Source organism: Arthrobacter sp. KUASC02 (assembly GCF_059739395.1).
In genome coordinates this window covers 188,274-215,271 of the sequence record NZ_AP046053.1, presented here as the reverse complement: position 1 = coordinate 215,271, position 26,998 = coordinate 188,274, and the positions used below count along the sequence as shown (strand labels likewise).

The 26,998-nt window shown below is 66.5% G+C and carries 23 protein-coding genes; 10 read left to right on the top strand and 13 right to left on the bottom strand.

Annotated elements, in window-relative coordinates; genetic code table 11:
* Nucleotides 1-28 precede the first annotated feature (28 nt).
* Together AC6JAC_RS00955 and AC6JAC_RS00950 are read left to right on the top strand one after the other, a co-directional pair.
* A complete protein-coding gene (locus tag AC6JAC_RS00955) occupies nt 29-1,681 on the top strand; it encodes an MDR family MFS transporter (protein ID WP_347897345.1) in 1,653 nt (550 codons plus the stop codon).
* Nucleotides 1,682-2,001: 320 nt separating this feature from the next.
* The gene (locus AC6JAC_RS00950) at nt 2,002-3,441 is read left to right on the top strand and encodes a sugar porter family MFS transporter (protein WP_497963062.1); all 1,440 of its coding nucleotides are present in this window, start codon (nt 2,002-2,004) and stop codon (nt 3,439-3,441) included.
* 111 nt (nt 3,442-3,552) lie between these two features.
* Here the strand turns inward: AC6JAC_RS00950 and AC6JAC_RS00945 are convergent, their stop codons facing one another.
* From AC6JAC_RS00945 to AC6JAC_RS00920, 6 genes are all read right to left on the bottom strand, one after another.
* Nucleotides 3,553-4,779, bottom strand: a complete 1,227-nt coding sequence (locus AC6JAC_RS00945) for an MFS transporter (protein ID WP_497963061.1) — start codon at nt 4,777-4,779, stop codon at nt 3,553-3,555.
* 25 nt (nt 4,780-4,804) lie between these two features.
* Entirely contained in the window at nt 4,805-5,254 is a 450-nt protein-coding gene (locus AC6JAC_RS00940) for a MarR family winged helix-turn-helix transcriptional regulator (RefSeq protein WP_497963059.1), read from the bottom strand.
* A gap of 55 nt (nt 5,255-5,309) precedes the next feature.
* The gene (locus tag AC6JAC_RS00935; protein WP_497966739.1) at nt 5,310-5,843 is read right to left on the bottom strand and encodes a GNAT family N-acetyltransferase; all 534 of its coding nucleotides are present in this window, start codon (nt 5,841-5,843) and stop codon (nt 5,310-5,312) included.
* A 203-nt stretch (nt 5,844-6,046) separates the two neighbouring features.
* Nucleotides 6,047-7,201 carry a mannitol-1-phosphate 5-dehydrogenase gene (locus AC6JAC_RS00930; protein ID WP_028271480.1) on the bottom strand — a complete coding sequence of 385 codons (1,155 nt, stop codon included), beginning with the start codon at nt 7,199-7,201 and terminating at the stop codon, nt 6,047-6,049.
* A complete protein-coding gene (locus AC6JAC_RS00925; RefSeq protein ID WP_497963057.1) occupies nt 7,201-9,162 on the bottom strand; it encodes a PTS mannitol transporter subunit IICBA in 1,962 nt (653 codons plus the stop codon). Before AC6JAC_RS00925 ends, AC6JAC_RS00930 begins: the two co-directional genes overlap by 1 nt.
* 58 nt (nt 9,163-9,220) lie before the next feature.
* Nucleotides 9,221-9,946, bottom strand: a complete 726-nt coding sequence (locus AC6JAC_RS00920) for a TetR/AcrR family transcriptional regulator (RefSeq protein ID WP_028271478.1) — start codon at nt 9,944-9,946, stop codon at nt 9,221-9,223.
* A 163-nt stretch (nt 9,947-10,109) separates the two neighbouring features.
* Between AC6JAC_RS00920 and ptsP the strand changes: the two genes are divergently transcribed.
* The 5 genes from ptsP to AC6JAC_RS00895 all read left to right on the top strand — a co-directional run bounded on the left by ptsP (nt 10,110) and on the right by AC6JAC_RS00895 (nt 14,365).
* On the top strand, nt 10,110-11,795 hold the full coding sequence (gene ptsP / locus AC6JAC_RS00915) for a phosphoenolpyruvate--protein phosphotransferase (RefSeq protein ID WP_028271477.1): 1,686 nt from the start codon (nt 10,110-10,112) through the stop codon (nt 11,793-11,795).
* Nucleotides 11,796-11,832: 37 nt separating this feature from the next.
* Complete coding sequence (locus AC6JAC_RS00910; RefSeq protein ID WP_028271476.1) at nt 11,833-12,111, top strand: HPr family phosphocarrier protein; 279 nt, start codon at nt 11,833-11,835, stop codon at nt 12,109-12,111.
* A gap of 61 nt (nt 12,112-12,172) precedes the next feature.
* Nucleotides 12,173-12,568 carry a helix-turn-helix domain-containing protein gene (locus AC6JAC_RS00905; RefSeq protein WP_028271475.1) on the top strand — a complete coding sequence of 132 codons (396 nt, stop codon included), beginning with the start codon at nt 12,173-12,175 and terminating at the stop codon, nt 12,566-12,568.
* 98 nt (nt 12,569-12,666) lie between these two features.
* On the top strand, nt 12,667-12,870 hold the full coding sequence (locus AC6JAC_RS00900) for a hypothetical protein (RefSeq protein WP_028271474.1): 204 nt from the start codon (nt 12,667-12,669) through the stop codon (nt 12,868-12,870).
* Nucleotides 12,871-13,072: 202 nt separating this feature from the next.
* Complete coding sequence (locus AC6JAC_RS00895) at nt 13,073-14,365, top strand: FAD-binding protein (protein ID WP_231511254.1); 1,293 nt, start codon at nt 13,073-13,075, stop codon at nt 14,363-14,365.
* Between the two features lie 10 nt (nt 14,366-14,375).
* On the opposite strand, the gene AC6JAC_RS00890 is transcribed toward AC6JAC_RS00895, so the two are convergent.
* Entirely contained in the window at nt 14,376-15,596 is a 1,221-nt protein-coding gene (locus tag AC6JAC_RS00890; protein ID WP_028271472.1) for a helix-turn-helix domain-containing protein, read from the bottom strand.
* 235 nt (nt 15,597-15,831) lie between these two features.
* Here AC6JAC_RS00890 and ald point away from each other — a divergent pair, with 235 nt between their 5' ends.
* Complete coding sequence (gene ald / locus AC6JAC_RS00885; RefSeq protein WP_028271471.1) at nt 15,832-16,950, top strand: alanine dehydrogenase; 1,119 nt, start codon at nt 15,832-15,834, stop codon at nt 16,948-16,950.
* A 106-nt stretch (nt 16,951-17,056) separates the two neighbouring features.
* On the opposite strand, the gene AC6JAC_RS00880 is transcribed toward ald, so the two are convergent.
* The 6 genes from AC6JAC_RS00880 to AC6JAC_RS00855 all read right to left on the bottom strand — a co-directional run bounded on the left by AC6JAC_RS00880 (nt 17,057) and on the right by AC6JAC_RS00855 (nt 25,297).
* Entirely contained in the window at nt 17,057-18,145 is a 1,089-nt protein-coding gene (locus AC6JAC_RS00880) for a Gfo/Idh/MocA family protein (RefSeq protein WP_028271470.1), read from the bottom strand.
* Nucleotides 18,146-18,265: 120 nt separating this feature from the next.
* A complete protein-coding gene (locus tag AC6JAC_RS00875) occupies nt 18,266-19,975 on the bottom strand; it encodes an ABC transporter family substrate-binding protein (RefSeq protein ID WP_028271469.1) in 1,710 nt (569 codons plus the stop codon).
* Nucleotides 19,976-20,028: 53 nt separating this feature from the next.
* A complete protein-coding gene (locus AC6JAC_RS00870; RefSeq protein ID WP_028271468.1) occupies nt 20,029-22,326 on the bottom strand; it encodes a dipeptide ABC transporter ATP-binding protein in 2,298 nt (765 codons plus the stop codon).
* Nucleotides 22,323-23,294 carry an ABC transporter permease gene (locus AC6JAC_RS00865; RefSeq protein WP_028271467.1) on the bottom strand — a complete coding sequence of 324 codons (972 nt, stop codon included), beginning with the start codon at nt 23,292-23,294 and terminating at the stop codon, nt 22,323-22,325. Before AC6JAC_RS00865 ends, AC6JAC_RS00870 begins: the two co-directional genes overlap by 4 nt.
* Nucleotides 23,295-23,296: 2 nt before the next feature.
* A complete protein-coding gene (locus tag AC6JAC_RS00860) occupies nt 23,297-24,283 on the bottom strand; it encodes an ABC transporter permease (protein WP_028271466.1) in 987 nt (328 codons plus the stop codon).
* Nucleotides 24,284-24,643: 360 nt separating this feature from the next.
* Nucleotides 24,644-25,297, bottom strand: coding sequence for a TetR/AcrR family transcriptional regulator (locus AC6JAC_RS00855; RefSeq protein ID WP_051628925.1), 654 nt, complete (start codon nt 25,295-25,297; stop codon nt 24,644-24,646).
* A 127-nt stretch (nt 25,298-25,424) separates the two neighbouring features.
* Between AC6JAC_RS00855 and AC6JAC_RS00850 the strand changes: the two genes are divergently transcribed.
* Complete coding sequence (locus AC6JAC_RS00850; protein WP_347897317.1) at nt 25,425-25,991, top strand: NAD(P)H-dependent oxidoreductase; 567 nt, start codon at nt 25,425-25,427, stop codon at nt 25,989-25,991.
* A gap of 161 nt (nt 25,992-26,152) precedes the next feature.
* On the top strand, nt 26,153-26,983 hold the full coding sequence (locus AC6JAC_RS00845; RefSeq protein ID WP_231511252.1) for a GerMN domain-containing protein: 831 nt from the start codon (nt 26,153-26,155) through the stop codon (nt 26,981-26,983).
* Nucleotides 26,984-26,998: the final 15 nt, after the last annotated feature.

Genomic DNA, 26,998 nt, shown 5'->3' with positions numbered 1-26,998 from the left:
ATTCCCTTTTCTTTGTAATGGAGCAGTCATGTCCAAAACCGCCGCCGGGCCCGTAGCCGGGGACGTCCTGACGAAGCGTCAGACCATCACAGTGATGGTGGGTCTCATGCTCGGCATGTTCCTTTCCTCGCTGGACCAGACCATCGTGTCCACGTCGATCTACACCATCGCCAACGACCTCGACGGGCTCTCCCTGCAGGCGTGGGCCACCACCGCGTACCTCATCACCTCCACGGTGAGCACCCCGCTGTACGGCAAGCTCAGCGACATCTTCGGACGAAGGCCGCTCTACCTCGCCGCGATCGTGATCTTCCTGGCCGGCTCCCTGTATGCCGGCTCCGTGCACTCCATGACCGAACTGGCCATCGCCCGCGGCATCCAGGGCATGGGCGCCGGCGGCCTGCTGGCCCTCGCGCTGACCATCATCGGGGACATCGTGGCCCTGAAGGACCGGGCCAAGTTCCAGGGCTACTTCATGTCCGTCTTCGGCATCTCCTCCGTCCTCGGCCCCGTGGTGGGCGGCGCGTTCGCCGGCTCGGAGTCCATCCTGGGCTTCGACGGCTGGCGCTGGGTGTTCTTCATCAACCTGCCCATCGGCCTCGCCGCACTGGCGGTCGTGTTCCTTTACCTGCACCTGCCCGCCAAGCACGTCAAGCAGAAGATCGACTACTGGGGCGCCGCCGCCATTACGCTGGCCATCGTTCCACTGCTCCTGGTGGCCGAGCAGGGCCGCAGCTGGGGCTGGACCTCGGCGGCTTCCCTCCTCTGCATCGGGCTGGGCGTCGTGGGCATCATCGCGTTCCTGCTGGCTGAGAAGCGCGCCGGCGACTACGCCCTGATTCCGCTCCGCCTGTTCCGCAACCTCACATTCGGTCTGTCTTCGCTGCTGAACTTCATCATCGGCATCGGCATGTTCGGCGCCATCGCGATGCTCCCGATGTACCTGCAGCTGGTCAAGGGCCTCACCCCCACCGAGGCCGGCCTCATGATGATCACCTTCACCGTGGGCATCCTCACCGGTTCCATCACCGCCGGCCGGACCATCTCGGCGTCGGGCACCTTCCGGATCTTCCCGATCATGGGGACGGCCGTCCTGACCGCCGCCGCCGTCGTGATGGGCTTCTCGCTGGGCGTGGACACCGGGCTCTGGGTTCCGGGCGTCATCGCGGTGTTCTTCGGCCTGGGCCTGGGCTTCTGCATGCAGCCGCTCACGCTGGCCATGCAGGTCTCCGTCCCGGCGAAGGACATGGGCGTGGGCACCTCCTCGGCCGCGTTCTTCCGGTCCATGGGCGGCGCAGTGGGCACCGCGGTGTTCATCTCCATGCTGTTCAGCCTGGCCGCGGACAAGATCGCCACGGGCATGAAGGACGCCATGCAGAACGCCGACTACCTGAAGGTCCTCAAGGACCCCGCCATGGCCGCCGACCCAGCCAACGCCAAGCTCTACGAGTTCTTCCAGAACGGCGCCACCAACGATTCCCTCAACGACACCAGCTGGCTGCACACGGCCAATCCCGTGCTCACCCGCCCCATCACCGAGGGCTTCGCGCAGTCAATCGACGCCGTGATGCTCACCGCCGCAGTGCTCACCGGTATTGCCTTCCTGATCAGCTTCGCCCTGCCGAACAAGAAGCTGACGGACCCGAAGGCCGTCTCCAAGGAGTCGGTACCGGCGCACTAGGCCACCCGTTCGCGCGAACGTCACGGCAGGCAGCCTTTCGGGCTGCCTGCCGTTTCGTTTCCGCGGAAGTCCGGGACGGCCGTCGGCCACGGCCGCTAGAAACCTGCACAGCGTGACGCCGCGGATGAGGCCCCCGGCCAGGCCGGAGACGACGACGGCGGGACCACCCGCCGTCGTCGGCCCTCCTTCCCTAAGTGGAACCTCACAGCGTGAAGTGGCACACTGTTTAGCGCGTGTGCGCCGGCCAACAGGGCCGGTTCCGTGGTCAACGATGTCCGCACAGCCAAAAACCCAACGCGTCAAAAGCCCAAGGGAGATCCATGTCCACATCCAGCACTGAAGGCCGCCCTGGCGTTCCCCGCAAGGTGATCGGCCTCGCAATCGCGGGAGCAGTGGGAGGGTTCCTCTTCGGCTTCGATTCCTCCGTCGTCAACGGCGCCGTAGATGCCATCAAGGGCGAATTCGCCCTCAGTGAGGCCGTCACCGGCTTCGCCGTGGCCGTCGCCCTCCTGGGCTGCGCCGCCGGCGCCTACCTGGCGGGCAAGGTGGCCGACAAGTACGGCCGCATTCCCGCCATGAAGCTCGGCGCCGTCCTGTTCCTGGTGAGCGCCGCCGGAACCGGCTTCGCTTTCGGCGTCTGGGACCTCATCTTCTGGCGCCTGGTGGGCGGGCTCGGCATCGGCCTGGCCTCGGTCATTGCCCCGGCGTACATCTCCGAGATCTCGCCCCGGCACGTCCGCGGCCGGCTCGCCTCGCTCCAGCAGCTTGCCATCACCACGGGTATTTTTGCCGCCCTGCTCTCCGACGCCCTGTTTGCCAACACGGCCGGCGGCGCGGACCAGCCGCTGTGGCTCGGCATCGACGCCTGGCGGTGGATGTTCCTCGCCGGCGCCGTGCCCGCCGTCGTGTACGGCTGGATCGCGTACACCCTGCCGGAATCCCCGCGCTTCCTGGTGTTCAAGGGCAAAGAGGACGAGGCCCGCAAGGTGTTCCAGACCATCGCCCCGTCCGAGGACACCGACCGCCACATCCGCGAAATCCAGTCCGCCATCGAGGAAGACAAGCTCGCAGGCCAGAAGGGCTCGCTCCGCGGCAAGGTGTTCGGCCTGCAGGCCGTGGTGTGGATCGGCATCACGCTGTCCGTACTCCAGCAGTTCGTCGGCATCAACGTGATTTTCTACTACTCCACCACGCTGTGGAAGGCCGTGGGCTTCCAGGAGAAGGACTCGCTCACCATCTCCGTGGCCACGTCCGTCACCAACATCCTGGTCACGCTGGTGGCCATCGCACTCGTGGACCGCATCGGCCGGCGCCCCATCCTGCTGGCCGGCTCCGTGGGCATGGCGGTTTCGCTGGGCGCCATGGCCCTGGCCTTCGCCTCGGCCACCGGCTCGGGCGAGGAGATTTCGCTGCCCGGCGCCTGGGGTCCGGTTGCCTTGGTGGCCGCGAACGTCTTTGTGATCAGCTTCGGCGCTTCCTGGGGCCCGCTGGTGTGGGTGCTGCTGGGCGAGATCTTCCCGTCCCGGATCCGCGCCCGCGCCCTGGGCCTTGCCGCGGCTGCCCAGTGGATCGCCAACTTCGCCATCACGCTGAGCTTCCCCGTGATGGCGGCAGGTTCGCTGCCGCTCACGTACGCCATGTACGCGCTGTTCGCGGCGGCGTCGTTCTTCTTTGTGATGTTCAAGGTGCCGGAGACCAACGGCATGTCGCTGGAACAGGCGGAAACGCTGTTCGTGCCGAAGGGGACCGTCAAGGTCTAGCCGACGCTCTCAGCACCCCGCGCGAGCGGACAGATAAGGCCCATGCTCTTCGCGAGCATGGGCCTTATCTGTCGCCGGGACCTTCTCCGGGACTGTCTCCGGGGGTCCGCCTTAGACCACGTGGGGTTCGTGGGCTGCCAGGTATCGCCGTCCGCCGAAGGCAACGGCGATGGCCGCCACCATGGCCAGCGCCCCGGCGAAGAACGGAACCTGCGGGCCGAAGTGCTCACCCAGCTGGGCCGCGGCAAAGGGTGCCAGGGCGCCACCCATCCAGCGCACGAAGTTGTACCCGGCAGACGCCACCGGCCGCGGTGAATCCGAAACGCCCATGGCCAGTTCCGTGTAGACCGTGTTGTTGATGCCCAGCAGCGCCCCGGAAACAACCACCAGGACGACGACGGCAGGCACCGAGTGCCCGGCAGCCAGCCCCAGCCCGGCCAGGTCAAGCATGAGAACGGCCAGGGTGCCCATCAGCACCTTTGTGGCCCCGAAACGGTTCTGCAGGACGGGGGCCACAAAGACGGAGAACACCGCGACGGACACACCCCAGCCGAAGAACACCCCGCCGATTCCGTAGGCGTCCATGCCGAGGATGAACGGCGTGAAAGCCAGGATGGTGAAGAAGCCGTAGTTGTAGAACAGGCCGCTGGCCGCCGTCGTGCGCAGTCCCTTGTGGCCCAGGGCCAGCAACGGGTCGCGGAGCCGGACCTTCCGCTCCGGGAGCGGGGTTTTGGGCAGCAGGGCGATGAGCGCGATGAAGGCTGCGGCCATGAGCACCGCGGTTCCGAAGAACGGGGCACGCCATTGCCAGCCGCCCAGCAGGGCGCCGAGCAGCGGGCCGAGGGAGATGCCCAACCCCAGTGCCGCCTCGTAGAGGATGATGGCCGTCCCCGCGCCGCCGCTCGCGACGCCCACAATGACGGCCAGGGCGGTGGCCACGAACAGCGCGTTGCCCAGGCCCCAGCCAGCGCGGAAGCCGATCAGTTCACCCACGCTGCCGGACAGTCCGGACAGGGAGGCGAAGACCACGATCACGGCGAGGCCGATGAGCAGGGTCTTCTTGCCGCCGATCCGGGAGGACACAAAGCCGGTGATCAGCATGGCCACGGCAGTAACCAGGAAATAGCTCGTGAACAGGAGCGAGACCTGGCTGGGCGTGGCGTCCAGGTTCTTGGCGATCGCCGGGAGAATCGGATCCACCAGGCCGATGCCCATGAAGGCGAACACGGCAGCGAGCGCCGTGGCCCATACCGCCTTTGGCTGCCTGATCAGGGAGGCCTTTTCAGCCTCGAGGGTTTCTTCCACTGCCGGCCGCGTGGCGGCGAGCTGGCCTTCCATGAAGGGTTCTCCTAAGTCTGGGATTCTAGTTCTGAACGGTGCTGTTGATTTTTTCGATCACCGGCAGTGCCGCGGCCAGTGCCTGACGTTCGCTGTCGCTGAGGGTCACCAGGATTTTCGCCATCACGGCATTGCGCCGCTCGTTTGCGGAGGCGACGGCGGCCCGGCCTTCCGCCGTCAGCACAACGCGCACGGCGCGGGAGTCGTCGGGGTCGGGATCGCGCCGCACAAGGTCTGCTTTTTCCAGCTTGATGATCTGCTCGGTGGCGCTGGGCACCTTGACGCCAAGGTTCCGGGCAATCTCACCCACGCGGACGCCGTCGTGAAGCAGCATCTTGAGCGTGCTGAGCTGGGCGGCGCTGAGCTCACCCTCGTTATCGAGGCGGCGGACCAGGTAGACGCTGTGCCTGAGGGCCTCGCGGAATTCCTGGGCGAGGTTCTGCAGGGAGGCCGGCGGTAGTTCAACATCACTCATAGTTAGGTAGCCTAATAGTTAGGGTACCTAATAGTCAAGAAGTCAGCTCACTGGATTAGAGCGTGAGTTTCATGCCCTCGTGGCTGGCCGCAAAGCCTAGGCGTTCGTAGAAGCGGTGGGCGTCCTTGCGTGACTTGTCGGTGGTGAGCTGCATCAGGGCGCAACCCCGGCGGCGGGACTCCTCCGCGGCCCACTGCACCATGGCCGCTCCGATCCCGAGGCCACGCAGCCGCGCCGACACCCGGACGGCTTCGAGCTGGCTGCGCCAGGCGCCGCGGCGGGAGAGGCCCGGGATGAAGCTCAGCTGGAACGTGGCGACAACCGCCCCGGCCGGTTCCCCCGGCTCCCCCGTCTCCAGGAGCTCGCCGACGACGAGAAGGTGGGCCGGATCGCCGTCGATCGCCTCGAAGGCACGCTCGTACGGCGCCATTTCCGAGCTGTCCTCGCGCGTTGCACCCAGCTGGTCGTCGGCCAGGAGTTCCAGGATGTCGGGAAGGTCTGCCCGGGTGGCGTGGCGGAGGCGGAAGGTCCCGCCGTCGACGTCGAGGGTGAGCAGGGCGGATGGGTCATGTTGCGCTGAAGTCACCAGCCCAGCCTGCCACAGCCAACGCTCTCTCACTCCCTGTCCCCAAGCCCCCAACGCTCTCTCACCTTTCGCGCGGAAACCACAAACGCTCTCTCACCTGATGAACTGCGGTGAGAGAGCGCCTGCGTAAACCGGACCGGATCTAAGAGAGGGTCGCCGAAAAACCGACGGAAAGTGAGAGAGCGTCGGGCTCTGGGAAGTGCGCGCTAGACCTTGGCCTCCGCTTTGACTTCTTCCACCAGTGCCTCCACAGCCGCGAAGAGCGGGTGCTCGGCGGTCAGGCCGGTCACCTTTTCCGTGGCCTCCGCAGCCGTGGACGATGCCACGATCTGCGCCAGCTCGGCTGCTTCGGCGTCCGCGGGGTCGTTGAAGCGCAGGGCCGCCGCAATGGCTCCCAGCAGCGCCTCGGGCACGATTCCGCGTTCGGCCAGCTCCGCCGCCGGGCCGATGAACCGCTCGTGCCGGCTGAGCTTGCGCAGCGGCGCCCGCCCCACCCGGTTCACGGTGTCCGGCAGGTGCGGGTTGGTGAACCGGCCCAGGATCTTCTCGACGTAGGCTTCCTGTTCCTCGCGGTTGAAGCCGTGCTTGTGGATCAGCAGCTCCTTGGTCTCGTCCAGGACTGCACGCACATCGGCGGCGACGTCCTGGTCCGCCATGGCCTCGGAGATCTTCCCGAGCCCAGCCTCGAACCCAAAGTAGGCGGCCGAGGCGTGGCCGGTGTTCACGGTGAACAGCTTCCGCTCGATGTACGGCTCCAGGTTGTCCACAAACGTGGCACCCGGAATGACCGGCGCATTGTCCCCGAAAGGCGTGCGGTCGATGACCCACTCGTAGAACGTCTCCACCGTGACATCCAGGCCGTTGCCCGGCTCCTGGTTGGGGACGATCCGGTCAACGGCCGTGTTGGCAAACACGGCCGCAGCCTCGAGCGGTCCCGCGGCGGCGTCCCATTGAGCCGCCACTTCGTCCCGCAGGATGTCGGTGGCATTGATGGCGTTCTCGCACGCCATCACCTGCAGCGGAGCCAGCCCCGCCGCCCTGGCAGCAATGCCCTTGGCGATCACCGGTGCCACGAACTTCAGGATGTGCGGCCCCACCGCGGTGGTGACCACGTCCGCCGTCGCGATTTCCGCCACGACGTCCGCCTCCTGGGTTCCGGAGTTGAGCGCCCGGAAGTTGTCCACGGTACGGACCGTGGGGTTCTCCCCCACTTCGTGGACGTCATAGCTGTCCGCGGCGGCGAGCTGCGAGATCAGTTCCTCCGCGACGTCGGCGAACACGAGCTCGTAGCCTGCCTGGTGCAGCAGCAGCCCCACGAAGCCCCGGCCGATGTTCCCGGCCCCAAAATGAACTGCCTTCACTATGCGTTGACCTTTCCGAAGAGTTCCAGCACTTCGTCCACCGTGGTGGCCGCCTCAAGCTGGGCCACCTGGGCCTTGTTGGTGAAGACCTTGGCGATGGATGACAGGATCTGCAGGTGCTCGTTGTTGATGCCGGCGACGCCCACTACGAACTTGACCTCCTTGCCGTTCCAGTCGATGCCGTTCGGGTAACGGATCACGGACACCGCGGATTTCATGATGTGGTCCTTGGCGGCGTTGGTGCCGTGCGGAATGGCCAGGAAACTGCCCATGTAGGTGGACACGGATTCCTCGCGTTCGTGCATGGCATCGATGTAGCCGCTGTCCACGGCGCCGCGGTCCAGCAGGAGCCTGCCCGCTTCGTCGATGGCGCCGTCACGGGTGGTGGCCGTGCCGTTGAGGATCACACTGTCTGCCACCAGGATGTCCGACGGCGGTGCGGCCTCAGGTGCGGCCTCAGCAGTTGCCGGGGCGGCAGCAGCGGCGGCAGGGGCAGCCGCTCCTTCGGTGTTGCTGCTCTTGACCAGCTCCACGATCTCGTCATACCGCGGGCTGTTCATGAAGTTGTCGACGGACACGTGCACGGCACTGGCCGTGGCGGGCTTGGCCCGTTCGGTCAGGTCCTGGTGCGTGATCACAACATCGTAGGTGTCGCTCAGGTTGGCGATGGCGGAGTTGGTGACCTTGACGTCGGGGAAGCCGGCCGCCTTGATCTTGTTCCGCAGCACCGAGGCGCCCATGGCACTGGAGCCCATGCCGGCGTCGCAGGCAAACACAATGTTCTTGATGGGACCTGCCATCACGGCGGTGGTTGCTCCCGCGCCGGTCAGGGTGGAGGAGACGGAGCTCTTCTTGCCCTTCATGGCTTCCATCCGGGAGGTGGCGGCGCTGAGGCTGTCCTCCTCGGTTTCACCGACGGGGGTCTTGCTGGACTTCAGGATCACGGAGGCGATCAGGAAGGACACCGTGGCGGCGAGCAGCACGGACAGTGCCACCCCGAAGTAGCTGTCGCTGGCGGTCGCGGCGAAGACGGCGATGATGCTGCCCGGGGCTGCCGGGGAGCGCAGTCCGGCGCCGGTGAGCACCAGGGTGAAAATGCCGGTCATGCCGCCGCCGATTGCGGCGAGGATGATGATGGGCTTCATCAGCACGAACGGGAAGTAGATTTCGTGGATACCGCCGACGAACTGGATCAGGGCAGCACCGGGGGCTGACGCCTTGGCCAGGCCCTTGCCGAAAATCATGTAGGCCAGCAGGATGCCCACGCCGGGGCCGGGGTTGGCTTCGAGCAGGAACAGGATGGACTTGCCATTTTGCAGGGCCTGTTCCGTGCCGAGGGGTGTCAGGATCCCGTGGTTGACGGCGTTGTTCAGGAACAGCACCTTGGCGGGTTCGATGAAGATGCTGGTGAACGGCAACAGGCCGTTGGTGACGAGCCATTCGACGACGGCACTGGCGCCGTTGCTGAAAGTCTTCACCACCGGGCCGATCACCAGCATGCCGAAGATGGCCATGAGGGCGGCCACGATGCCGGCAGTGAAGTTGTCAATCAGCATCTCGAAGCCCGGCTTGACCCGGCCTTCCCAGACCTTGTCCAGCTTCTTCATGATCCAGGCGGTCAGCGGTCCCATGATCATGGCGCCGATGAACATGGGGATGTCCGTACCGACAATCACGCCCATGGTTGCGGCCGCGCCGACGACGCCGCCACGCACGCCGTGGACCATCCGTCCGCCGGTGTAGCCGATCAGGAGCGGCAGGAGGAAGGTGATCATTGGCCCGACGAGCTTGGCCAGTTCTTCATTGGGAGTGAAGCCGGCCGGAATGAAGAAGGCCGTGACGATGCCCCAGGCGATGAAGGCGCCGATGTTCGGCATGATCATTCCGGACAGGAACGTCCCGAATTTCTGGACGCCAACCCGCAGGCTGGTGCGGGGTTTTGCAACTGTCTCTGTTGCCATGTGATTTCCTAACCGTGATTCCTGCTGCACCGCAGGATGGTCCGATATTTTCGACGACTTAGCTGGAGGAACTGGTGGAGATCCGGTGGAGCCATTCGAGAAAGAGCTTGAGTTCCGAGCTGGAGAGCTGGTCCGAGTGCGACGCCTGGAGCGCGGCGTTCAGGGCGATTGCTGCCACCACGACCGACGACTTTCCGGAGTCTTCCGGGGTGCCGCTGGCCTGTTCCGCGGACACCGCAAAAATCATGGCGTCCCGGGTCATGGTGGATAGTTCAAGGTTCCGGTCCGCGGCAGGCTCCGCGATCAGCATGAGCGTCACGCCCACGTTCGCCGCCAGGATGCTCCTGGCTGCCTCACGCGGCTGGACGTTCAGCTGCCCCGCCACCGCAGCCTTGTTCAGCATTTCCTCCATGAGGGCCTCGGCATCGGCGACGATGGCCGGGCGGCTCTCAGGGCGAATGTTGCCAAACATGACCAGGTAGAGTTCCGGCTGGTTCAGCCCGAACTGGACATGGTTGTCCCACATCCGCCGGATATCTTCCAGCGGCTGGCCGGACGGCGCGAAATCGCGTTCACCGGCCACGTACTCTTCGAACCCCGCCGCGACGACGGCGTCGAACAGCCCTTCCTTGTCACCGAAGTGGTGGTAGAGCGTCGGCGCCGAGACTCCTGCCAGCTGCGTGATCTGGCGGGTTGAAACGGCCGCGCCCGCCGATTTGGCCAGCAGCTCGGCGGCCGCACGCAGCAGCCGAACTTTGGGCGGAAGCTGGCCATCGAAACTCATAACCGCTACCCTAGCACCTATAGCAACGCTATATGAAGTGCATCACATACAATTTTTTCAGGCACCGCAAACGCCGTCGGACGTAGCCGTTGCGACGGTCCGGGCAACCGCCCGGGCAGACGAACGGCGGGGCCTGCTTACCGGCAGAGAATGAGGACCTTCAGTGCAGAACTTCCCAGGAGTAGGCGTCAGCCCCGGCCGCATCATCGGCACCATCCGCCAAATGCCCAAGCCCATCAGTGAACCGCCAGCGGGCGAGCAACTGCCCGCCGGAGTCACGGCCGAGGACGCCACTGCCGCCCTCAAGACGGCATCGCAGGCCGTGCATGACGAGCTGAAGGCACGCGCCGCCCACGCCACGGGCGACGGCAAGGCCGTCCTGGAGGCCACGGCACTGATGGCCAAGGACACCATGCTGATCAAGGGCGCGGCCAAACTGGTTGCCCGCGGCGTCTCGAGTGAGCGCGCCATCTGGGAGTCCGGCTCCTCCGTTTCTGAAATGCTCCACAACCTGGGCGGCTACATGGCCGAGCGCGCCACCGACGTCCTGGACGTGCGCGCCCGGATCGTCGCCGAGCTGCGCGGCGTGCCCGCACCCGGAATCCCCGCCTCCAACACGCCGTTCGTCCTGGTGGCCGAAGACCTGGCGCCGGCCGACACCGCCACCCTGGACCCGAACAAGGTCCTGGCTCTCGTCACGGCGGGCGGCGGACCCCAGTCCCACACGGCCATCATCGCCCGCTCCCTTGGCCTGCCGGCCGTTGTGGCGGCAGTCGGTGTGGACCAGCTCCCGGACGGCATGGAAGTCTATGTGGACGGCGCGGCCGGTACCATCACGGCCGAGCCCGACGATTCCCTGCGTGCCGCAGCAGAAGCCTGGGCGGCCACCGCTTCCCTGCTCGCCGAATTCAGCGGAACGGGCGCGACGGCGGACGGGCACCTGGTGCCCCTCCTCGCCAACGTCGGCGGCGGCAAGGATGCCGAAGCGGCAGCCAAACTCGGCGCGCAGGGCGTAGGGCTCTTCCGCACCGAATTCTGCTTCCTGGAACGGGACACCGAGCCCTCCGTGGAAGAGCAGGCCGCGGCCTACAAGAGCGTCTTCGATGCCTTCCCGGGCAAGAAGGTTGTGCTGCGGACGCTCGATGCCGGCGCCGACAAGCCGCTGCCCTTCCTGACCGACTCCACTGAGCCCAACCCCGCCCTGGGCGTCCGCGGCTACCGCACGGACTTCACCACGCCCGGCGTCCTGGACCGTCAGCTGGAAGCCATCGCGCTGGCCGAGAAGCAGTCCGAGGCGGACGTGTGGGTCATGGCCCCGATGATCTCCACGGCGGAAGAAGCCGCGCGCTTCGCCTCCATGTGCGCCGACGCCGGGATCAAGACCCCTGGCGTAATGGTGGAGGTCCCCTCGGCCGCCCTGACCGCCGAATCCATCCTGCGCGAGGTGGGCTTCGCCAGCCTCGGCACCAACGACCTCACGCAGTACGCCATGGCCGCCGACCGGCAGCTCGGCCCGCTGGCCGCGCTGAACACCCCCTGGCAGCCCGCCGTGCTGCGCCTTGTTGGCCTCACTGTGGAAGGCTCGCGCGCCGAGGGCCACAACAAACCCGTGGGCGTCTGCGGCGAAGCGGCAGCGGATCCCGCCCTCGCCGTCGTGCTGACGGGACTGGGTGTCACCACACTGTCCATGACCGCACGCTCGCTGGCGGCTGTGGCCGCCGTGCTCAAGACCGTCACACTGGCCGAAGCGCAGGACCTGGCCAAACTGGCGCTGTCCGCACCGAGTGCCACCGAAGCCCGGGCCTGGGTGCGCGAAAAGCTGCCCGTCCTCAACGAACTCGGCCTCTAACGGCCGCCGCCCACTCATAACCCTTTCAGGAGAAGCAATGCCCGAACGTACCGCAACCATCGCCAGCCGATCCGGCCTGCACGCCCGCCCGGCCGCACTTTTTGCCGAGGCGGCCGGCAATGCCGGCGTTGACGTCACCATTTCCATGCAGGGCGAGCCGGCGGACGAGGCCCTCGACGCCGCCAGCATCCTTTCGCTCATGACGCTGGGGGCGGCCAAGGGGGACGTCGTGGTACTCCGGGCCGACGGCGACGGCGCGGACCAGGCGCTGGATTCCTTGGTCGCGCTCCTGGAGACGGACCTCGACGCCGAATAGCGCCGCCGGTTTCCGGATCACAGGACAAGGCCGGGTCGCGCGGGGGCGCTAGGATTTCCGCATGGCACTGATTGCTCCCCGCGTGACCGCCGGGCTCCCCGGCGATGAAGCCTTGAAGCTGAAGCACGCCCTTAACGACAGTCACGACATCACGGTGTTTGTGGACGGCACGGTCCACCGGCTGCCGCCCCAGGCACGGGACGCCGTCGTGGACCTCCTGAGCCGCTTCAGCCGCGGCGAAGCCGTCACGGTCAGCAGCGTTGAGGAAATGCTGACCACTTCCCAGGCCGCTGAACTCGCCGGGATTTCGCACACGTACCTTCGCAATATGACGGACCGCGGGGAAATTCCCGTGGAGTACCGCGGCACGCACCGGCGGATCAGGCTGGCGGCCGTCATGGAATGGCTGGAAACGCAGAAGAAGGCCAAGGCGGCCGGCCCCGACGAGCGGGTTTGATGTAGCGCCGGACGCAATTTGTGAAGCAGTGATAAGGATCAAGCAACGATCCCCGTTCTTCGCCAAAACGCCGTAAAGGCCGGGGTTACCCTTTATTCGTGGGTAAGTTCAGAGGGTGGCATATTGTGGCGGGATTCGCCGCGATGCTGCTGACTGCCGCCCTCGGACGGGTCATGGGACTGAACGACACGGCCGCGTTTACGGCGAGCTGCGTGGCCTTCGTCGCGGTCTCCAAGGGCCTGGAAAGCCATCTAGCCCGGCGCCGCCGCGAAGCTGCCGAGCGCGACGGCGGCTCGTCATAGCCGGGCGCAATCGCCAGCGTCCGCCCCGGATCCCGGCCTACGTCTGAACGGCGGAATGCCATTGACACGTGGCGGACCCGGTCAGCAGAATTGTTAGCGATAACACAACCGCCGGTGGACGTTGGTCCGGCGCGAAAGGGATGCGATGCGCACTGAGGCCACCGAACTGCCCGGACTGGACAGCCACCCGGTCAGCTCCAGCATGACCCGCGGGGCCGTGCCGGAACTGAATTGGGCCGGCAATTACCGCTACACCGCGGCTGCCATCCACCGCCCACGCACTCTCGAGGAAGTCCAGGAAGTGGTGGCCGGCGCCTCGAAGATCCGCGCACTCGGCTCCCGGCACTCCTTCAACGACATCGCCGACTCCCCCGGCTCCCTTATCTCGCTGGAGGACCTGGACCCGGGCATCCGCATCGACGCCGCCGCACGCACCGTCACGGTATCCGGCGGGACCCGCTACGGCACGCTCGCGGAAAAGCTGGAGACCAACGGCTTTGCGCTGCCCAACCTCGCCTCCCTTCCGCACATCTCCGTGGCCGGCGCCATCGCGACCGCCACCCACGGTTCCGGGGATGCCAACGGAAACCTGGCAACCTCCGTGGCGGGGCTGGAAATCGTGGCAGCGGACGGAACCGTCCACCATCTCAGCCGGGGCGGCTCGCCCGACTTTGACGGCGCCGTCGTGGGCCTCGGCGCGCTGGGCGTGGTCACCAAGGTGACCCTGGACATCGAACCCACCTTTATGGTCCGGCAGGACGTCTTTGAAGCACTTCCGTGGGAGATGGTGCTGGAGGATTTCGACGCCGCCACCTCCAGCGCGTACAGCGTCAGCCTGTTTACGGACTGGAGCGGTGACGCCCTCGCCCAGTCCTGGCTGAAGAGCCGCGTGCCGGGCGCCGACGCTGCCGGCTCCGGCCTGCCGGCGTACCGCGGCGGGACGTTCTTCGGCGGCACCCGTGCCACGGTTGCCAGGCACCCCCTGCCCGGAGTTTCGGCCGAAAACTGCACCGGGCAGCTCGGAGTCCCCGGGCCGTGGTCGGAGCGCCTGGCCCACTTCCGGATGGCGTTCACGCCAAGCAGTGGCGAGGAACTCCAGAGCGAGTTCTTCGTCCGCCGCGAGGACGCCGTGGCCGCCATTGCGGAACTGCGCGCCCTCTCGGACCGGATCACGCCGTTGCTGCTCGTGTCGGAAATCCGCACCGTGGCAGCAGACCGGCTCTGGCTCAGCACGGCGTACGGCCAGGATTCGGTGGGATTCCACTTCACCTGGAAGCAGCGGCAGGCCGAAGTGGAGGAGCTGCTCCCGGTGATGGAGGAGGCACTTGCGCCATTCAGCGCCCGCCCGCACTGGGGCAAGCTGTTCCATGCGGGCGCCGACTCGCTCGCAGGACTCTACCCGCGCTTCGCCGACTTCAAGGACCTTGCCGAACGGATGGACCCGGAGCATAAATTCCGCAACGACTTCCTGGCCCGGAAGGTCTTCGGCGAGTAGGGACCGGGAGTTAAATCCGGGGCCGCCCGGACCAGCGGCGGGCCTTGAGCGCCGCGTGGAGTTCCAGCCGAACCATGCCCTTCAGCGGGTCCACGCCCAGTACCTGCCGGATGCGGCCCAGCCGGTTGTAGATGCTGCTCCGGTGCAGGTGCAGCTTGGTGGCGACGTCCTGCACGGACCCGTCGTTGTCGTACAGGAGTTCCAGCACGGGGAGCAGCTCGCCGTTCCGGTCGTGGTCTTCGAGGATGCGCGAGTAGACGGAGCCGGCGTCGGTCCACGCCCCGGCGCCGCCGCCTGCCGAAGCCAGCAGCTGGTAGACGCCCGTGGCCCGGCAATCCACCAGCTCGCCCAGCTGCGGGTCCACGGCTGCGGCCTGGGCAGCCTGCCTGGACTGGGCGTAAGCATCCGCCAGTTCGCGCGGCTTGGCGAAGCCCTCACTCGTGCCGAGGATGATCCGGCGCACCGGCCGGCCGGACCGCTTGGCGAGTTCAAGCTGGTAGTGCACCAGCACCTGTGCGTGGGCCGCACGCCCGGTGGACTCCCGGAACAGGACCACCGCATGTGTTTCCGTGCCTGCGCTGAACAGCGCCGCGTCCACGCCGATGGTGGCCTGCAGCGCCGCGGAACGGTGGATCAGCGTTGAGGCGATGGGATCGGATCCCTCCGCCCAGCCGTCGGCGTCGAGCACGGTGACCAGCTGCCACGGACCGCGCCCCTGCACTTCCTTCCACCCGCCCACAGCTGCCACCGCATTCGTTTCGCCCCGGCACGCGCTCAGGAACTCCTGCTCCCTGCGGCGCCTGAATTCCGATTCAGCGGTGTTCGACTCCAGGAGAAGTCCGGACAGCAGCTCGAGTTCGTCCCGGACGCCGGGCAGCTGGGTGAGGATCGCCGTCGCGCTTTGGTCTTCGATGTCCTGCTGCACCCACAGGTAGCCCACGCGGAAGCCGCGCACCAGCAGCGGGACGCAGACGCGTCCCAGCATGCCCAGCTCCTCGTTGGCGGGCACGACGACGGGACGCACCGCTGTCGCGATCCCGTGCGAGAGCTGCCACGCCTTCACATCCGCCGGCACACGCTTGCTGAGCAGGAAGTTCACGCGGACGCGGTCCGCGTGCGACTGGTTGGAGCTGTAGGCGAGCAGGACGCCGTCGAGATCCTCCAGCGAAAGTCCACGGCCGAGCTTCTCGGCCACCTGCTCAACGAGCTGTTCCACATCCTGCTGGTGCATGGTGCCACCTTACTGCCCGGCGCCGACGGAACGTGAACGGACACCAGGCGACACCTGACGCTTCACCACTCGACAGATGTCTAGGCCGCGGGCGGGAAAACCCCTGAAACAAGCGGAAGACACCTTGTCCGAACTGCGGCATCGTGTCGGCTACCTCACATGCGGATTTATTCTGGAAGTACCAGATTCCCCGCACATCCGGCCCACAAAGCCCACCAACGATGGAGCCCAAGAAATGATCATCGGCGTCCCCAAAGAGATCAAGAACAACGAATTCCGCGTGGCCATCACCGCCGCCGGAGTCCACGAATTCCGCACCCACGGCCACACCGTTCTGGTGGAACGCGGCGCAGGCCTGGGCTCCGGAATCACTGACGAGGAATACGCCATCGCCGGCGCCGAAATCGTCATCGAAGCCGACGATGTCTGGGCGCGCGCCGACATGGTCATGAAGGTCAAGGAGCCCATTGCCGCGGAATACCACCGCTTCCGCAAGGGCCTGATCCTCTTCACCTACCTCCACCTGGCTGCCGAGCCGGAACTGACCCGCGAGCTCATCAACTCGGGCGTCACCGCCATCGCCTACGAGACCGTCCAGGAAGGCCGCACCCTGCCGCTCCTGGCCCCGATGTCCGAAGTGGCCGGCCGCCTGTCCGTCCAGGTCGGCGCCACCTCGCTGATGGCACCCGCCGGCGGCAAGGGCGTACTGCTGGGCGGCGTCCCGGGCGTCCGCCCCGCCAAGGTGGTTGTCCTCGGTGCGGGCGTGGCCGGTACCAACGCCGCCGCCATGGCCCTGGGCCTCGGCGCCGACGTCACCATCCTGGACATCAACATCAACCGCCTCCGCGAACTCGACGCCCTGTACCAGGGACGGCTGAAGACGGTCGCGTCCAACAAGTACGAAATCGAAAAGTCCGTGGTGGACGCGGACCTCGTGATCGGCTCCGTGCTTATCCCGGGCGCCAAGGCACCCAAGCTGGTCACCAACGAACTCGTCTCCCGGATGAAGCCCGGCTCCGTCCTCGTGGACATCGCCGTGGACCAGGGTGGCTGCTTCGAAGACACCCACCCCACCACGCACCAGGAGCCCACCTACCGGGTCCACAACACGATCTTCTACTGCGTGGCAAACATGCCCGGCGCCGTTCCCAACACGTCCACGTACGCACTCACGAACGTGACCCTGCGCTACGGCGTGGCCCTCGCCAACCTCGGCGTCAAGGCCGCGTTCGAGAAGGACCCCGCACTGGCCGCCGGCCTCAACATTGCCGCCGGCCACGTGGCGCACCACTCGGTCTCCGAAGCGCACAACCTGCCGCTCGTAGCCGACTGGCACGAGCTGGTCTCCGCGTAAACCTTAGTTCGTCCGGCTGCGCTGGACGACACACATCCTCGGCGTGCTCGCTCTTTCGTCGCTTAGACGCACGCTGCCGGATGTCTGTCGTCTAGCGCAGTTTTGGTTAAGCCGTCGCCGTCGCCAGTTCCCGTGCTTGTTCGATGAGTTTGAGGACCTCGATGGGGCCGGCCGGGTCCACAGGCAGCGGCAGGGGCGAGGCCGTGCCGCCGTCGTGGATCTTGGCCGCGAGGAGCCGGTAGAACTCCGGGTAGGCGCCGCGCTCGGTGGGCAGGCGGTCCAGGTGGCCGTCCCGGCCCAGGAGCCCTGCCCAGTCCGTGTCTTCGATGCCGTATTCGGGGTCGAGCGGGCTGCCGCCGGCCACGATGTAGGGCTCCTGCGGGTCGACGCCGTGCTTGGTAAAACCGCCCTCGGAGCCCAGGAGCCGGTACCGCGGTCCCTGCTGGGCGCAGAGCATGTTCATCCAGAGGTGGCTGACCACGCCCGAATCATGCTGCAGCGCCACGAACACGTCATCGTCGGTCCTTTCGCCCGGCCGCCGGGCCCGGAGTTCCGCATGCGCCACCGTCGCCGGGCCGAACAACTGCAGCGACTGGTCGATGAGGTGCGTGCCGAGATCGAAGAGCACCCCGCCGCCGTCGTCCGCCGTGGCTTCCGCTTTCCACGCCTTCGAGACCTCCGGGGACCAGCGCTCGAACCGCGATTCGAACCGGGTCACGCCGCCCAGCACGCCGCTTTCCAGCAAGCCCTTCACCGTCAGGTAGTCGCCGTCCCAGCGGCGGTTCTGGAAGACGGTCAGCACCCGCCCCAGCCGGGCGGCAAGCTCCAGGAGCTCCTGCCCTTCGCTGCTGCGCACCGCAAAGGGCTTGTCGACGACGACGTCGAGCCCCGCCTCCAGCGCGGCCCTCGCCAGCGGGTAGTGGGTGGCCGGCGGCGTCCCCAGGACCACCAGGTCAAGGTCCTCGGCCAGCCCCAGGATGTCGGCCGGGGTGTTCACGAGGCGGGCGGCAGGGTAACCGGCGGACGCCTCAGCCTGCCGGCCGGCGTCGGACGTTGAAATAACGTCCAGGGAATATGACGGATTGGCGGCGATCAGCGGCGCGTGGAACACGCGGCCCGAGAGGCCGAAGCCGGCGACCGCCGTCCGGATCGCGGGTTTGCCCGGGCCGGTGCCGGGGGTTGCTTCAGTGCTCATGGTCCAACGCTACCCCCGCACGCCCCCGCGGGGACGGCGAAGGCCGGCACCCCGCGTGAAGAGTTCGTGTGAACAGATCACGGGAATGCCGGCCCTGGCGTTACTGCTGTCAGGCTATGGTTACTTCTTTTCCCAGCCGAGGGTGGTCCAGTCCGGAACCTGGGACAGGCTCTTGAACAGGGACGGGCCGTAGTTGGCCAGGCCGGTGCGGACGAAGGAGATCTGCGGGCCGTTCATCACAACACCCATGGAGAAGTACTTGGCCATGTGCTTCTTTTCAACTTCCATGGCCGCCTTGTTGCGCTCGGCGTTGTCTTCAATGCTGCTGAGCGCCTTGATCTCGGCATCCAGCTCGGCGTCGCCCAGCTCGTTTTCGTTGGTCTTGGAGTCGTAGAACTGCTTGACGGCGTCCGTTGCGTCGGCACCCACGGTGTAGCCGGAGACGCTCAGGAAGAAGTCGCGGCTGCCCAGGACCTTGCCGAAGTCGGCAGAGGCGCGCTGGTCGATCCCTACGTCCATGCCGCCGGCCTGGAGCTGCTTCTGCAGGGTCTGCACGAATGCCAGGGTGGTGGGGTCGTCGCCGAAGTTGCTGATCTTGAAGGCGGCCGGAACGCCGTCCTTCTCCATGATGCCCGCAGCGTTGGGCTTGTAGCCGGCATCGGTCAGCACCTTCTTGGCTGCTTCTGCACCGGATTCCGTGGCCGGGTAGTTGTCCTGGTAGTACTTGGAGAACGGAAGCAGCATCATGGAGCCGGAGCTGGTTTCTTCCCAGTTCAGACCGTTGAAGCGGACCTTGCGCAGGGCTTCGCGGTCCACGGCGGTGAAGATTGCCTTACGGATGGCGACGTCCGTGAGCGGAGCCTTCTGCGCGTTGAGATTCAGGCCGCCGGCGAAGAGCCGCTGGCCGCGGCGGATCTCGGAATCCTTGGTGCCGTCCAGCTGCTTGTACGGGGTGATGGTGTTCGCGGAAACGCCGTCAATCTCGCCGTTCTTGAAGGCGGCGATCGCAGCGCTGCTCTCGAGCTGGCGGAACACCACCTTGTCGAGGACAGGCTTGTTGCCCCACCACTTGTCGTTCTGGGCCAGGGTCACGGTCTTGGCGGCGCTGTCGTACTTGTCCAGCTTGAAGGGTCCTGCCATCCACTCCGGGTGCATGTCGCCGGTGAACCCGGTGTTGAATATCTCGGGAGTGTTCACGGCCGGGTGGATCAGGCCGGTGAAGAGGGCATCCAGCGGGTAGACGGGCTGGGTGGTGGTGACCACCACTTCCTTGTCACTGGAGCCGGCCTTCACGGAATCAACAAACTCGTAGGCGCCGGAGCTGACGATGTCGATGTCCTTGTTTTCGCCCTTGAGCATGTTCCAGGTGTTCTGGAAGGCCTTGACGTCGATCGGCGTGCCGTCGTTGTAGGTGGCTTTTTCGTTCACCTTGATGGTGATGGTCTGCTTGCCGTCCTTGACTTCGCTCTTGACGTCTTCGCAGAAGTCCTTGTTCGGAGTCGCCGTGCCGTCGAAGTCGAAGTTCCAGCAGCCCCAGGTGCCGGCCTGGTCGATGGGGCGGTGCAGTGCGGTGTTGTCCGCGCTGTTGCCGTTGTTGGAGAAGCCGTTGAAGTCCGGACCGATGTTGCCCAGCGGAAGCGTCACGGTGCCGCCGGGTTCCAGGTCCTTGGCATCCTTGGCGTTAATGCTGATCAGCTTGGTGAGGTCACTGCCGGCTTCCTGGCCCTTGCCTGCGTCGGGACCCGTGGGAGTCCCGCCTCCGCCACAGCCGGTGAGCGCGAGCGCTGCCGCTACAGCGGCCACCCCGCCAATCTTGGTCAGATTCTTCATTGTTTTCCCTTCATTCTTTGGTGCGAGAGTTGGTGCTTTGGGGATCGGGCAAGTTAGGGGCTGTCGTGGACAACAAGCATGTCCGCGTCGAGTTCACCGTCCGGGAAGAAGCAGGCGAACTGCTGGTCGGCGGTCTGGACGGCCGCCCGGGCCGCCCGGACGGCCGCGGCGGCAGTGGCCGCGGCGGCAGTGGCCGCGGTGGCCGGGGCCGCTTGCGGCGAAGAGACCGGTTCCAGCGGCGGCTCGAGGGTGAGGCATTTTTCCTGTTTCGCGGCAGGGAGCGCGGCAAACACCGGGCAGCGGGTGGCGAAATTGCAGCCCTTGGGCGCATCGAGCGGCGACGGGAGGTCGCCTTGCAGGATGATGCGTTCGCGGGTTCGTTCCAGCTGCGGGTCCGGCACCGGGATTGCGGACAGGAGTGCCCGGGTGTACGGGTGGCGCGGGTTGTCGAACACGTTGTCCACGTCGCCAATTTCCACGATCTTGCCCAGGTACATCACTGCCACGCGGTTGGAGATGTGCCGCACCACGGACAGGTCGTGGGCCACCATGAGGTAGCTCAGGCCGAGTTCCGCGCGCAGCTTGTCCAGGAGGTTGATGACGCCGGCCTGGACGGAGACGTCGAGGGCGGACACGGGTTCGTCGAGGACCACCAGCTTGGGGTTCACCGCAAGCGCGCGGGCGATGCCGATGCGCTGCCGCTGGCCGCCGGAGAACTGGTTGGGGAACCGGTTGACGTGGTCCGGCTGGAGGCCCACCAGTTCCATCAGTTCCATGATCCGCTTCCGGATCGCGGGCTTGTCCAGGCCGGCGTTTTCGAGCGGCTCGGACAGGACCTCAAAGACGGTGAAGCGCGGGTCCAGCGCACCGGTGGGATCCTGGAACACCATCTGGAGTTCCTTGCGCATGGCGGTTTTGGTCCGGGCATCGGAGGCAGCCTTGTTGCTCAGCCCGCCGATGGTCACCTCGCCGTCCTGGTCCTTGTGGAACTCCATGATTTCCAGCAGGGTGGTGGTTTTCCCGCAGCCGGACTCGCCCACGATGGAGAAGCACTCGCCCTCGCGGATGTCGAAGCTCAGCCCGTCCACGGCCTTCACGGTGCCGATCCGGCGCTTGATGAGCGACCCCTTCAGGAGCGGGAAGTGCTTCCTGACGTCCCTCAGTTCCAGGACCTTCCTGCGTTCAAGCCGCGGGACGGCATCGAAACGCGAGACCGGCACGGCCGGGGCGTGGAAGATCTCGTGGACGTCCACTTCGGCACCCAGTGAGTCGGTCTTGATGCAGGCCGCCTTGTGGGCACCGCTGCCGGCCATGCCGCTTCCCGCTCCCCGCGGACCGCTCACCGGCCACAGCTCCGGTTCCCCCTTCAGGCAGGCGTCGCTCACCAGCGGGCAGCGCGGGGCGAAGGAGCAGCCGGTGGGCTCGTGGATCAGGTTCGGCGGGATGCCTTCGATAGGCACCAGCGAAGCCTTTTCGGCAATGTCCACGCGGGGCACTGCGCCCAGCAGGCCCATGGTGTACGGCATCCGCGGGCTGTAGTAGATATCGTCCACGCTGCCGGTCTCCACCGGCTTTCCCGCGTACATCACCATGATGTCGTCCGCCATGCCGGCCACCACGCCAAGATCGTGCGTAATCATGACGACGGCGGCGCCGGTCTCCTCCTGCGCCGTGTGCAGCACCTCCAGGACCTGCGCCTGGATCGTGACGTCCAGCGCCGTCGTCGGCTCATCCGCGATGAGCACCCGCGGGTTGTTGGCGATCGCGATCGCGATCATGACTCGCTGGCGCATGCCGCCGGAAAACTCGTGGGGGAACGCCTTCAGGCGGTCCTTCGGGCTGGGAATGCCCACCATGCCCAGAAGTTCGACGGCGCGGGCTTCCTTGGCCTGGTTGCTCATCTTCGGGTGATGGACCGTCAGCGCCTCGATGATCTGGTGGCCCACCGTGTACACGGGGGTCAGGGAGGAGAGCGGGTCCTGGAACACCATGGCGATGTCGTTGCCGCGGTACCGGCACATGGCCTTGTCGCTGAGGCCCAGCAGTTCCTTGCCGTTCAGCTTCACCGAGCCGCTGATTTCGGCGGTGGTGGGCAGCAGGCCCATGATGGCCAGGGAGGTCACGGACTTGCCTGAACCGGACTCGCCCACGATGCCGAGCGTCTTGCCCGGCAGGAGGTCGAAGTCGACGCCCCGGACGGCGTGGACCACGCCGTTCTCCGAGTTGAACCGGACGTTCAGGTCCCGGACGGAGAGGACGGCCCCTGCCGCGCCGTCACCTGCGGCATGCAACCCGGCGACGTGCAGGCGCTCGGCGGTCATTTCGGCGCCGGCGGTGGTTTCGCGGCTCATTTGTTCCTCTTCCCTGCAGTCTTTTTGGCGCTGCCGACGGAGCTGGAGCTGGGATCGAAGGCGTCGCGCAGGCCGTCGTTCATCATGGCCAGCGAACCGGTCAGCAGGAACATCACCACGAGCGGGACCCAGAACATCCACGGGAACGTCTGGACCTGGGACGTTGCCTGGTTGATGAGGACGCCCAGGCTGACGTCAGGGACCTTGATGCCGATGCCGATGAAGGAGAACGCGACTTCGGCCAGGATGGCGCCGGTGACGCCGCGGGTGACGTCCAGGACCAGCAGCGATCCGATGTTGGGGACCAGGTGCCGCCAGACGATCCGGCGGGCCGGGATGCCCATGTACTGGGCTGCCTTGACGAAGTCCCGCTGCATGAGCGACATCGACAGGGAGCGGATCAGCCGGGCGGTGCCCATCCAGCTGAAGACCAGGAGCACGATGATCAGCAGCAGCCAGCTGGGCAGGTTTTCCCGGAGGCCGTTGCCGCCGCCGCTGGTGGCGACCGCCACGACCAGCAGTGCCGGCATCATGATGAGGGCTTCGAGGATGAAGAGCATCACCTTGTCCACTTTGCCGCCGAAGTAGGCCATGGTGCAGCCGTAGACGGCGGCGATCAGCACCGAGACCAGGCCGACCACCAGGCCGATGAGGATGGAGATCCGAGTGCCTTCCACCATCAGGGCGTAGAGGTCGATGCCGGCCTGGGACGTACCCAGGAGGTGCTCCCCGGACGGCGGCATGCCGATGTTGAAGGGGTCGATGGTTTCCTTGTCCCAGGGGGAGAGGATGCCTCCCACGAAGGAGAAGACCGTTAAGGCGAGGAAGATGACCAGGCCGGCCACGGCGGTCTTGTTCCGCAGGAAGCGCCGCAGGATGATCGCGGACTTGGCGATCACGACGTCGTCGTTCTCTATCCTTGCTTCCTCGGCCACGGCGGCGGGGTCGATCGCGTTCAGGTTGGTCATGGCTACTGCACCCGCACTCTCGGGTCGACAAGGGTAGTGGCGAAGTCCGCGAGGATCGCGCCGATGGCGAAGATCACCGAACCGTACGCGAGGGTGGCCGTGGCCGCGTTGACGTCCTGCAGGGCGATGGCGTCGATGCTCCACGAACCCACACCCGGCCACGCGAAGATCTTCTCTGCGAAGAAGCCACCGGCGAAGATGGCCGGAATGGTGAAGGCGATGCTTTGCGCCACCGGGATGAACGAGACGCGCAGGGCATGGCGGGCGATGGCCTGGTTTCGGGTGAGTCCCTTGGCCCGGGCCGTCCGGACGAAATCCGCGTTGACGTTGTCCAGCAGATACTGGCGCTGGGCGATCTGGTACGTGCCCCAGCCCACCAGGGTGATGGCCAGGGTGGGCACCGTGTAGTGGGCCACCATGTCAACGAACTGGACCCAGGCGCTGCCTTCCAGCCCGGGCGTGGAAATTCCGGTGACGAAGAAGATCCGTTCGCCGATGGTTTCGTTGACGTTGATGGCGCCGAGCTGCACCAGGAAGTAGGCGATCGGCGCAGGCACGATGTACACAAGGTAGCTGTAGGACGTGATCACACGGTCCTGGAACTTGTACTGCCGGGCGGCGGTGTACACACCCAGCGCAACCCCGATGACGAGGGTCAGGACGATGGAGGCCAGGAACAGCCGGGTGGAAATCCACACGCGGTCACCGAACTCGGCGTTGATGAAGGCGCCGTTGGGGCTTCGTCCCCAGTCCCAGCGCGTGACCACTGCCGTCAGCCAGTCGACGTAGCGTTCCCAGGGGCTGAGAGTCGGATCAAGGCCCTTGAGCCGGAAGGAGTTTGTCACCTGCTCGGGCGTCGGCCGTGGAATGCGTTCCTGCTCCAGCAGCGCGGGCTGAAGCGTACTGACGGCCAGGAAGTACCCCGCCGTCGTAGTCAGGAAGATCATGAGCAGGTAGGTGGCTGCCCTTTTGGCGAGGTAACGGAACATGTCTGCCTAGCTCCGGATCGCCGGTGCCAGTCCCGCGCCGCGCAGTGACGGCGGCTCCTCGGATGAGCCGCCCCGGGCCGGTGTCATATCAGCATTCACAGCAGGTGATCCTTCCGTTATCTCCCGGACCGGCAGGGGTTCCGCCGCCGATCCGGGATCATGGCCAGCGGGTGTCTGGCCGCCCGCAGGCCCTGGGGGCCTTGTCCTTGTGGACTATGTTGCGGGTCACATTCCAGAGGAAACTACCACATATGGGGAACCCTCCACGGTGCCTAAAAGCGGAAACACGGGCGTCCTGTACCAGATCGTTATGAATAAATCACGAGGATTGATTTGACTGGCCGGACGGGGCGCCATGGACTAGCCTTCGTCCGGTTGAGACACGCCGTCCGGGCGGGGGACGCCTCCGGGGCAGCTGACCACGCGCGTGACGAGTTCGCGCCATGACTCCGCGAGCCGTTCCGGGGCCACATGGTGGACCCGCACCGCGTACAGCAGCCGCTCCGGGTCCAGGGTTGAGCTCAGCGACATCGCCATCAGCCAGGGATCGGCGGTGACGCCCGCGGCCTGCAGGAGCATTTCGATGTGCCGGTGCCACAGGACGGCGGCCGGCACGTCGTAGCGGTTGTAGGCGGAGGCGTCCGCGGCCCGGGCCAGCTCGCCAAACTCCAGCACGTAGGCGATCCGTTCCGCGCCGAACGCCACAAGCCGGTCCAGCGGCGGCGCCCCGGGGCCCAGGGGCGGGGGCCCGAACATGAACCGGCCCTGGAATGCGGCCTCCGAGTCGCTGAGCAGCGTCATCATGAGCCCCGCGCGGGAGCCGAACCGCCGGAAGACCGTGCCCTTGCCGACGCCGGCGCGCCCGGCCAGCCTGTCCATGGTGAGGCCGTCCGCACCGCACTCCTCAATGAGTTCGCGGGCAGCCTTGAGCAGCAGCTCCCGGTTTCGGGCGGCGTCGCTGCGTTCCGCTTCCCCGCCGAGCGGCGATCCGGAGCGGATTGGGATGAGGCTCACAAGAAATATTCTAGCCCCGGGAATAATATGCGGACCGCAGTCCGTTTAGCATGGATGAAGGCACCAACAGCCTCCGCAAACCAAACAGCCGGCGGATCCCTCCCGCGGCCAGATACTAGGAGTTCACATGTCCAAGAGCACCGTACTTACACTGGTCGGCAGCCTGCGCGCCGAATCCACCAACCAGAAGCTCGCCGAGGCCATCCAGCTGAACGCGCCCGAGCAGGTTGAAGTTGTCATCCACGAAAGCCTGGGCAACATCCCGTTCTACAACGAGGACATCGACGTCGAAGGCCAGGTTCCGGCTGCTGCCGCCGCGCTCCGCGCCGCCGCGAATGACGCCGACGCCCTGCTGCTGGTCACCCCGGAGCACAACGGAACCGTGCCGGCCTCACTCAAGAACGCCATCGACTGGCTGTCCCGCCCGTTCGGCGCCGGTGCCCTCAGCGGCAAGCCCACCGCCGTCGTCGGCACCGCCTTCGGCCAGTTCGGCGGCGTCTGGGCACAGGACGAAGCCCGCAAGGCTGTCGGCATCGCCGGCGCCCGTGTCGTTGAGGACGCCAAGCTGGCCGTTCCCGGCTCCATGGTCCGCTTCGCCGAAGTCCACCCCAAGGACGACGCCGAGGTCGTGGAGCAGATCAAGGGCGTTTTCGCTGCCCTGGCCAAGGCCGAAACTGCTGCCGAAGCAGCCTGATTCGCCACCCCTGAAGCCCCCGGCAACCGCCGGGGGCTTTTGCGTCACCAATCCGTGATGGAGCTGACGCAAAACCGTCACTTGGCACCTGTTCCGCACACCGACGCCCCGCCGTAACGTGGAGACGGGGGACGTGCGAGAGCTGGAAGTGCGGTGCCTTCATGATGGTGATGCCTGGGGTCCGGGCAGTTGCGGCGGCCGCCGCGTTGATACTTCCGCTGTGGCTCGGATCCTGCTCGCTGCCCCTGTCGGCAAACCCGGCCGGCACCACCGCCCAGCCCGGCAGCGTGCCCGAACCGCAACCACTCCCGCCGCCATTTCCCGGGGCCACAACCGAGGCCCCGCTCCCGGCCTCAGCCGGATCGGAAATTGCGGCCTCCGGCCCCACGGCCAAACCCAGAACGGGCGGCAGCATCACGCCGCAGGCCGGCGGCGACGACGGCGCCGCGATCATTGATGACTCCGGCTCCGTCACCGGCTCCGCGTCCACAGCTCCGGGCTCTCCCGCTGCGGGCCGTTCGGGCAGTTCCGGATCCGGGAACCCGGCGGCGCCGACCAAAGCCGCCGACGACGACCAGGCTGCGCGCGGGCGGTTGTCCGGCGGGACGCCGGTCTACTTCGTGGCACTGGATGACGGCGGCAGCTCAGGCGTGCGGTTCGGTTGCAACGACAGCCTCGTGGCCGTTACCCATGACACCGCCGCGGCCCAGGAACCACTCCAGGCAGCCCTCGATTTCCTGCTCGGCGGCAGCGATCCCCCGGAGGGCCTGTACAACTCGCTGGCCGGCTCCGCGCTGAAGTACGTTTCCGCCTACTTTGACGGCACCACCGTGGTGGTGAACCTGACCGGGACCATCCGGCCGGGCGGCACCTGCGACATTCCCCGGCTGGAAGCCCAGCTCACGCACACGGCCGTTTCAGCCGTCGGTGCGGCGCGGGCGGAGATCTATGTGGACGGACGGCGGCTGGCGGACGTCCTGAGCCTCCGGTGAGCCGCCTCCGCCGGG

What these genes read in the sequence shown, in the direction of transcription:
- ald (WP_028271471.1), top strand. Translation starts at nt 15,832, where the DNA reads ATGATCATCGGCGTCCCCAAAGAGATCAAGAACAACGAATTCCGCGTG.
- AC6JAC_RS00905 (WP_028271475.1), top strand. Translation starts at nt 12,173, where the DNA reads ATGGCACTGATTGCTCCCCGCGTGACCGCCGGGCTCCCCGGCGATGAA.
- AC6JAC_RS00845 (WP_231511252.1), top strand. Translation starts at nt 26,153, where the DNA reads ATGATGGTGATGCCTGGGGTCCGGGCAGTTGCGGCGGCCGCCGCGTTG.
- AC6JAC_RS00945 (WP_497963061.1), bottom strand. Translation starts at nt 4,779, where the DNA reads ATGGAAGGCCAGCTCGCCGCCACGCGGCCGGCAGTGGAAGAAACCCTC.
- AC6JAC_RS00860 (WP_028271466.1), bottom strand. Translation starts at nt 24,283, where the DNA reads ATGTTCCGTTACCTCGCCAAAAGGGCAGCCACCTACCTGCTCATGATC.
- AC6JAC_RS00880 (WP_028271470.1), bottom strand. Translation starts at nt 18,145, where the DNA reads ATGAGCACTGAAGCAACCCCCGGCACCGGCCCGGGCAAACCCGCGATC.
- AC6JAC_RS00865 (WP_028271467.1), bottom strand. Translation starts at nt 23,294, where the DNA reads ATGACCAACCTGAACGCGATCGACCCCGCCGCCGTGGCCGAGGAAGCA.
- AC6JAC_RS00875 (WP_028271469.1), bottom strand. Translation starts at nt 19,975, where the DNA reads ATGAAGAATCTGACCAAGATTGGCGGGGTGGCCGCTGTAGCGGCAGCG.
- AC6JAC_RS00850 (WP_347897317.1), top strand. Translation starts at nt 25,425, where the DNA reads ATGTCCAAGAGCACCGTACTTACACTGGTCGGCAGCCTGCGCGCCGAA.
- AC6JAC_RS00910 (WP_028271476.1), top strand. Translation starts at nt 11,833, where the DNA reads ATGCCCGAACGTACCGCAACCATCGCCAGCCGATCCGGCCTGCACGCC.
- AC6JAC_RS00890 (WP_028271472.1), bottom strand. Translation starts at nt 15,596, where the DNA reads ATGCACCAGCAGGATGTGGAACAGCTCGTTGAGCAGGTGGCCGAGAAG.
- AC6JAC_RS00955 (WP_347897345.1), top strand. Translation starts at nt 29, where the DNA reads ATGTCCAAAACCGCCGCCGGGCCCGTAGCCGGGGACGTCCTGACGAAG.
- AC6JAC_RS00940 (WP_497963059.1), bottom strand. Translation starts at nt 5,254, where the DNA reads ATGAGTGATGTTGAACTACCGCCGGCCTCCCTGCAGAACCTCGCCCAG.
- AC6JAC_RS00925 (WP_497963057.1), bottom strand. Translation starts at nt 9,162, where the DNA reads ATGGCAACAGAGACAGTTGCAAAACCCCGCACCAGCCTGCGGGTTGGC.
- AC6JAC_RS00895 (WP_231511254.1), top strand. Translation starts at nt 13,073, where the DNA reads ATGACCCGCGGGGCCGTGCCGGAACTGAATTGGGCCGGCAATTACCGC.
- AC6JAC_RS00920 (WP_028271478.1), bottom strand. Translation starts at nt 9,946, where the DNA reads ATGAGTTTCGATGGCCAGCTTCCGCCCAAAGTTCGGCTGCTGCGTGCG.
- AC6JAC_RS00870 (WP_028271468.1), bottom strand. Translation starts at nt 22,326, where the DNA reads ATGAGCCGCGAAACCACCGCCGGCGCCGAAATGACCGCCGAGCGCCTG.
- AC6JAC_RS00950 (WP_497963062.1), top strand. Translation starts at nt 2,002, where the DNA reads ATGTCCACATCCAGCACTGAAGGCCGCCCTGGCGTTCCCCGCAAGGTG.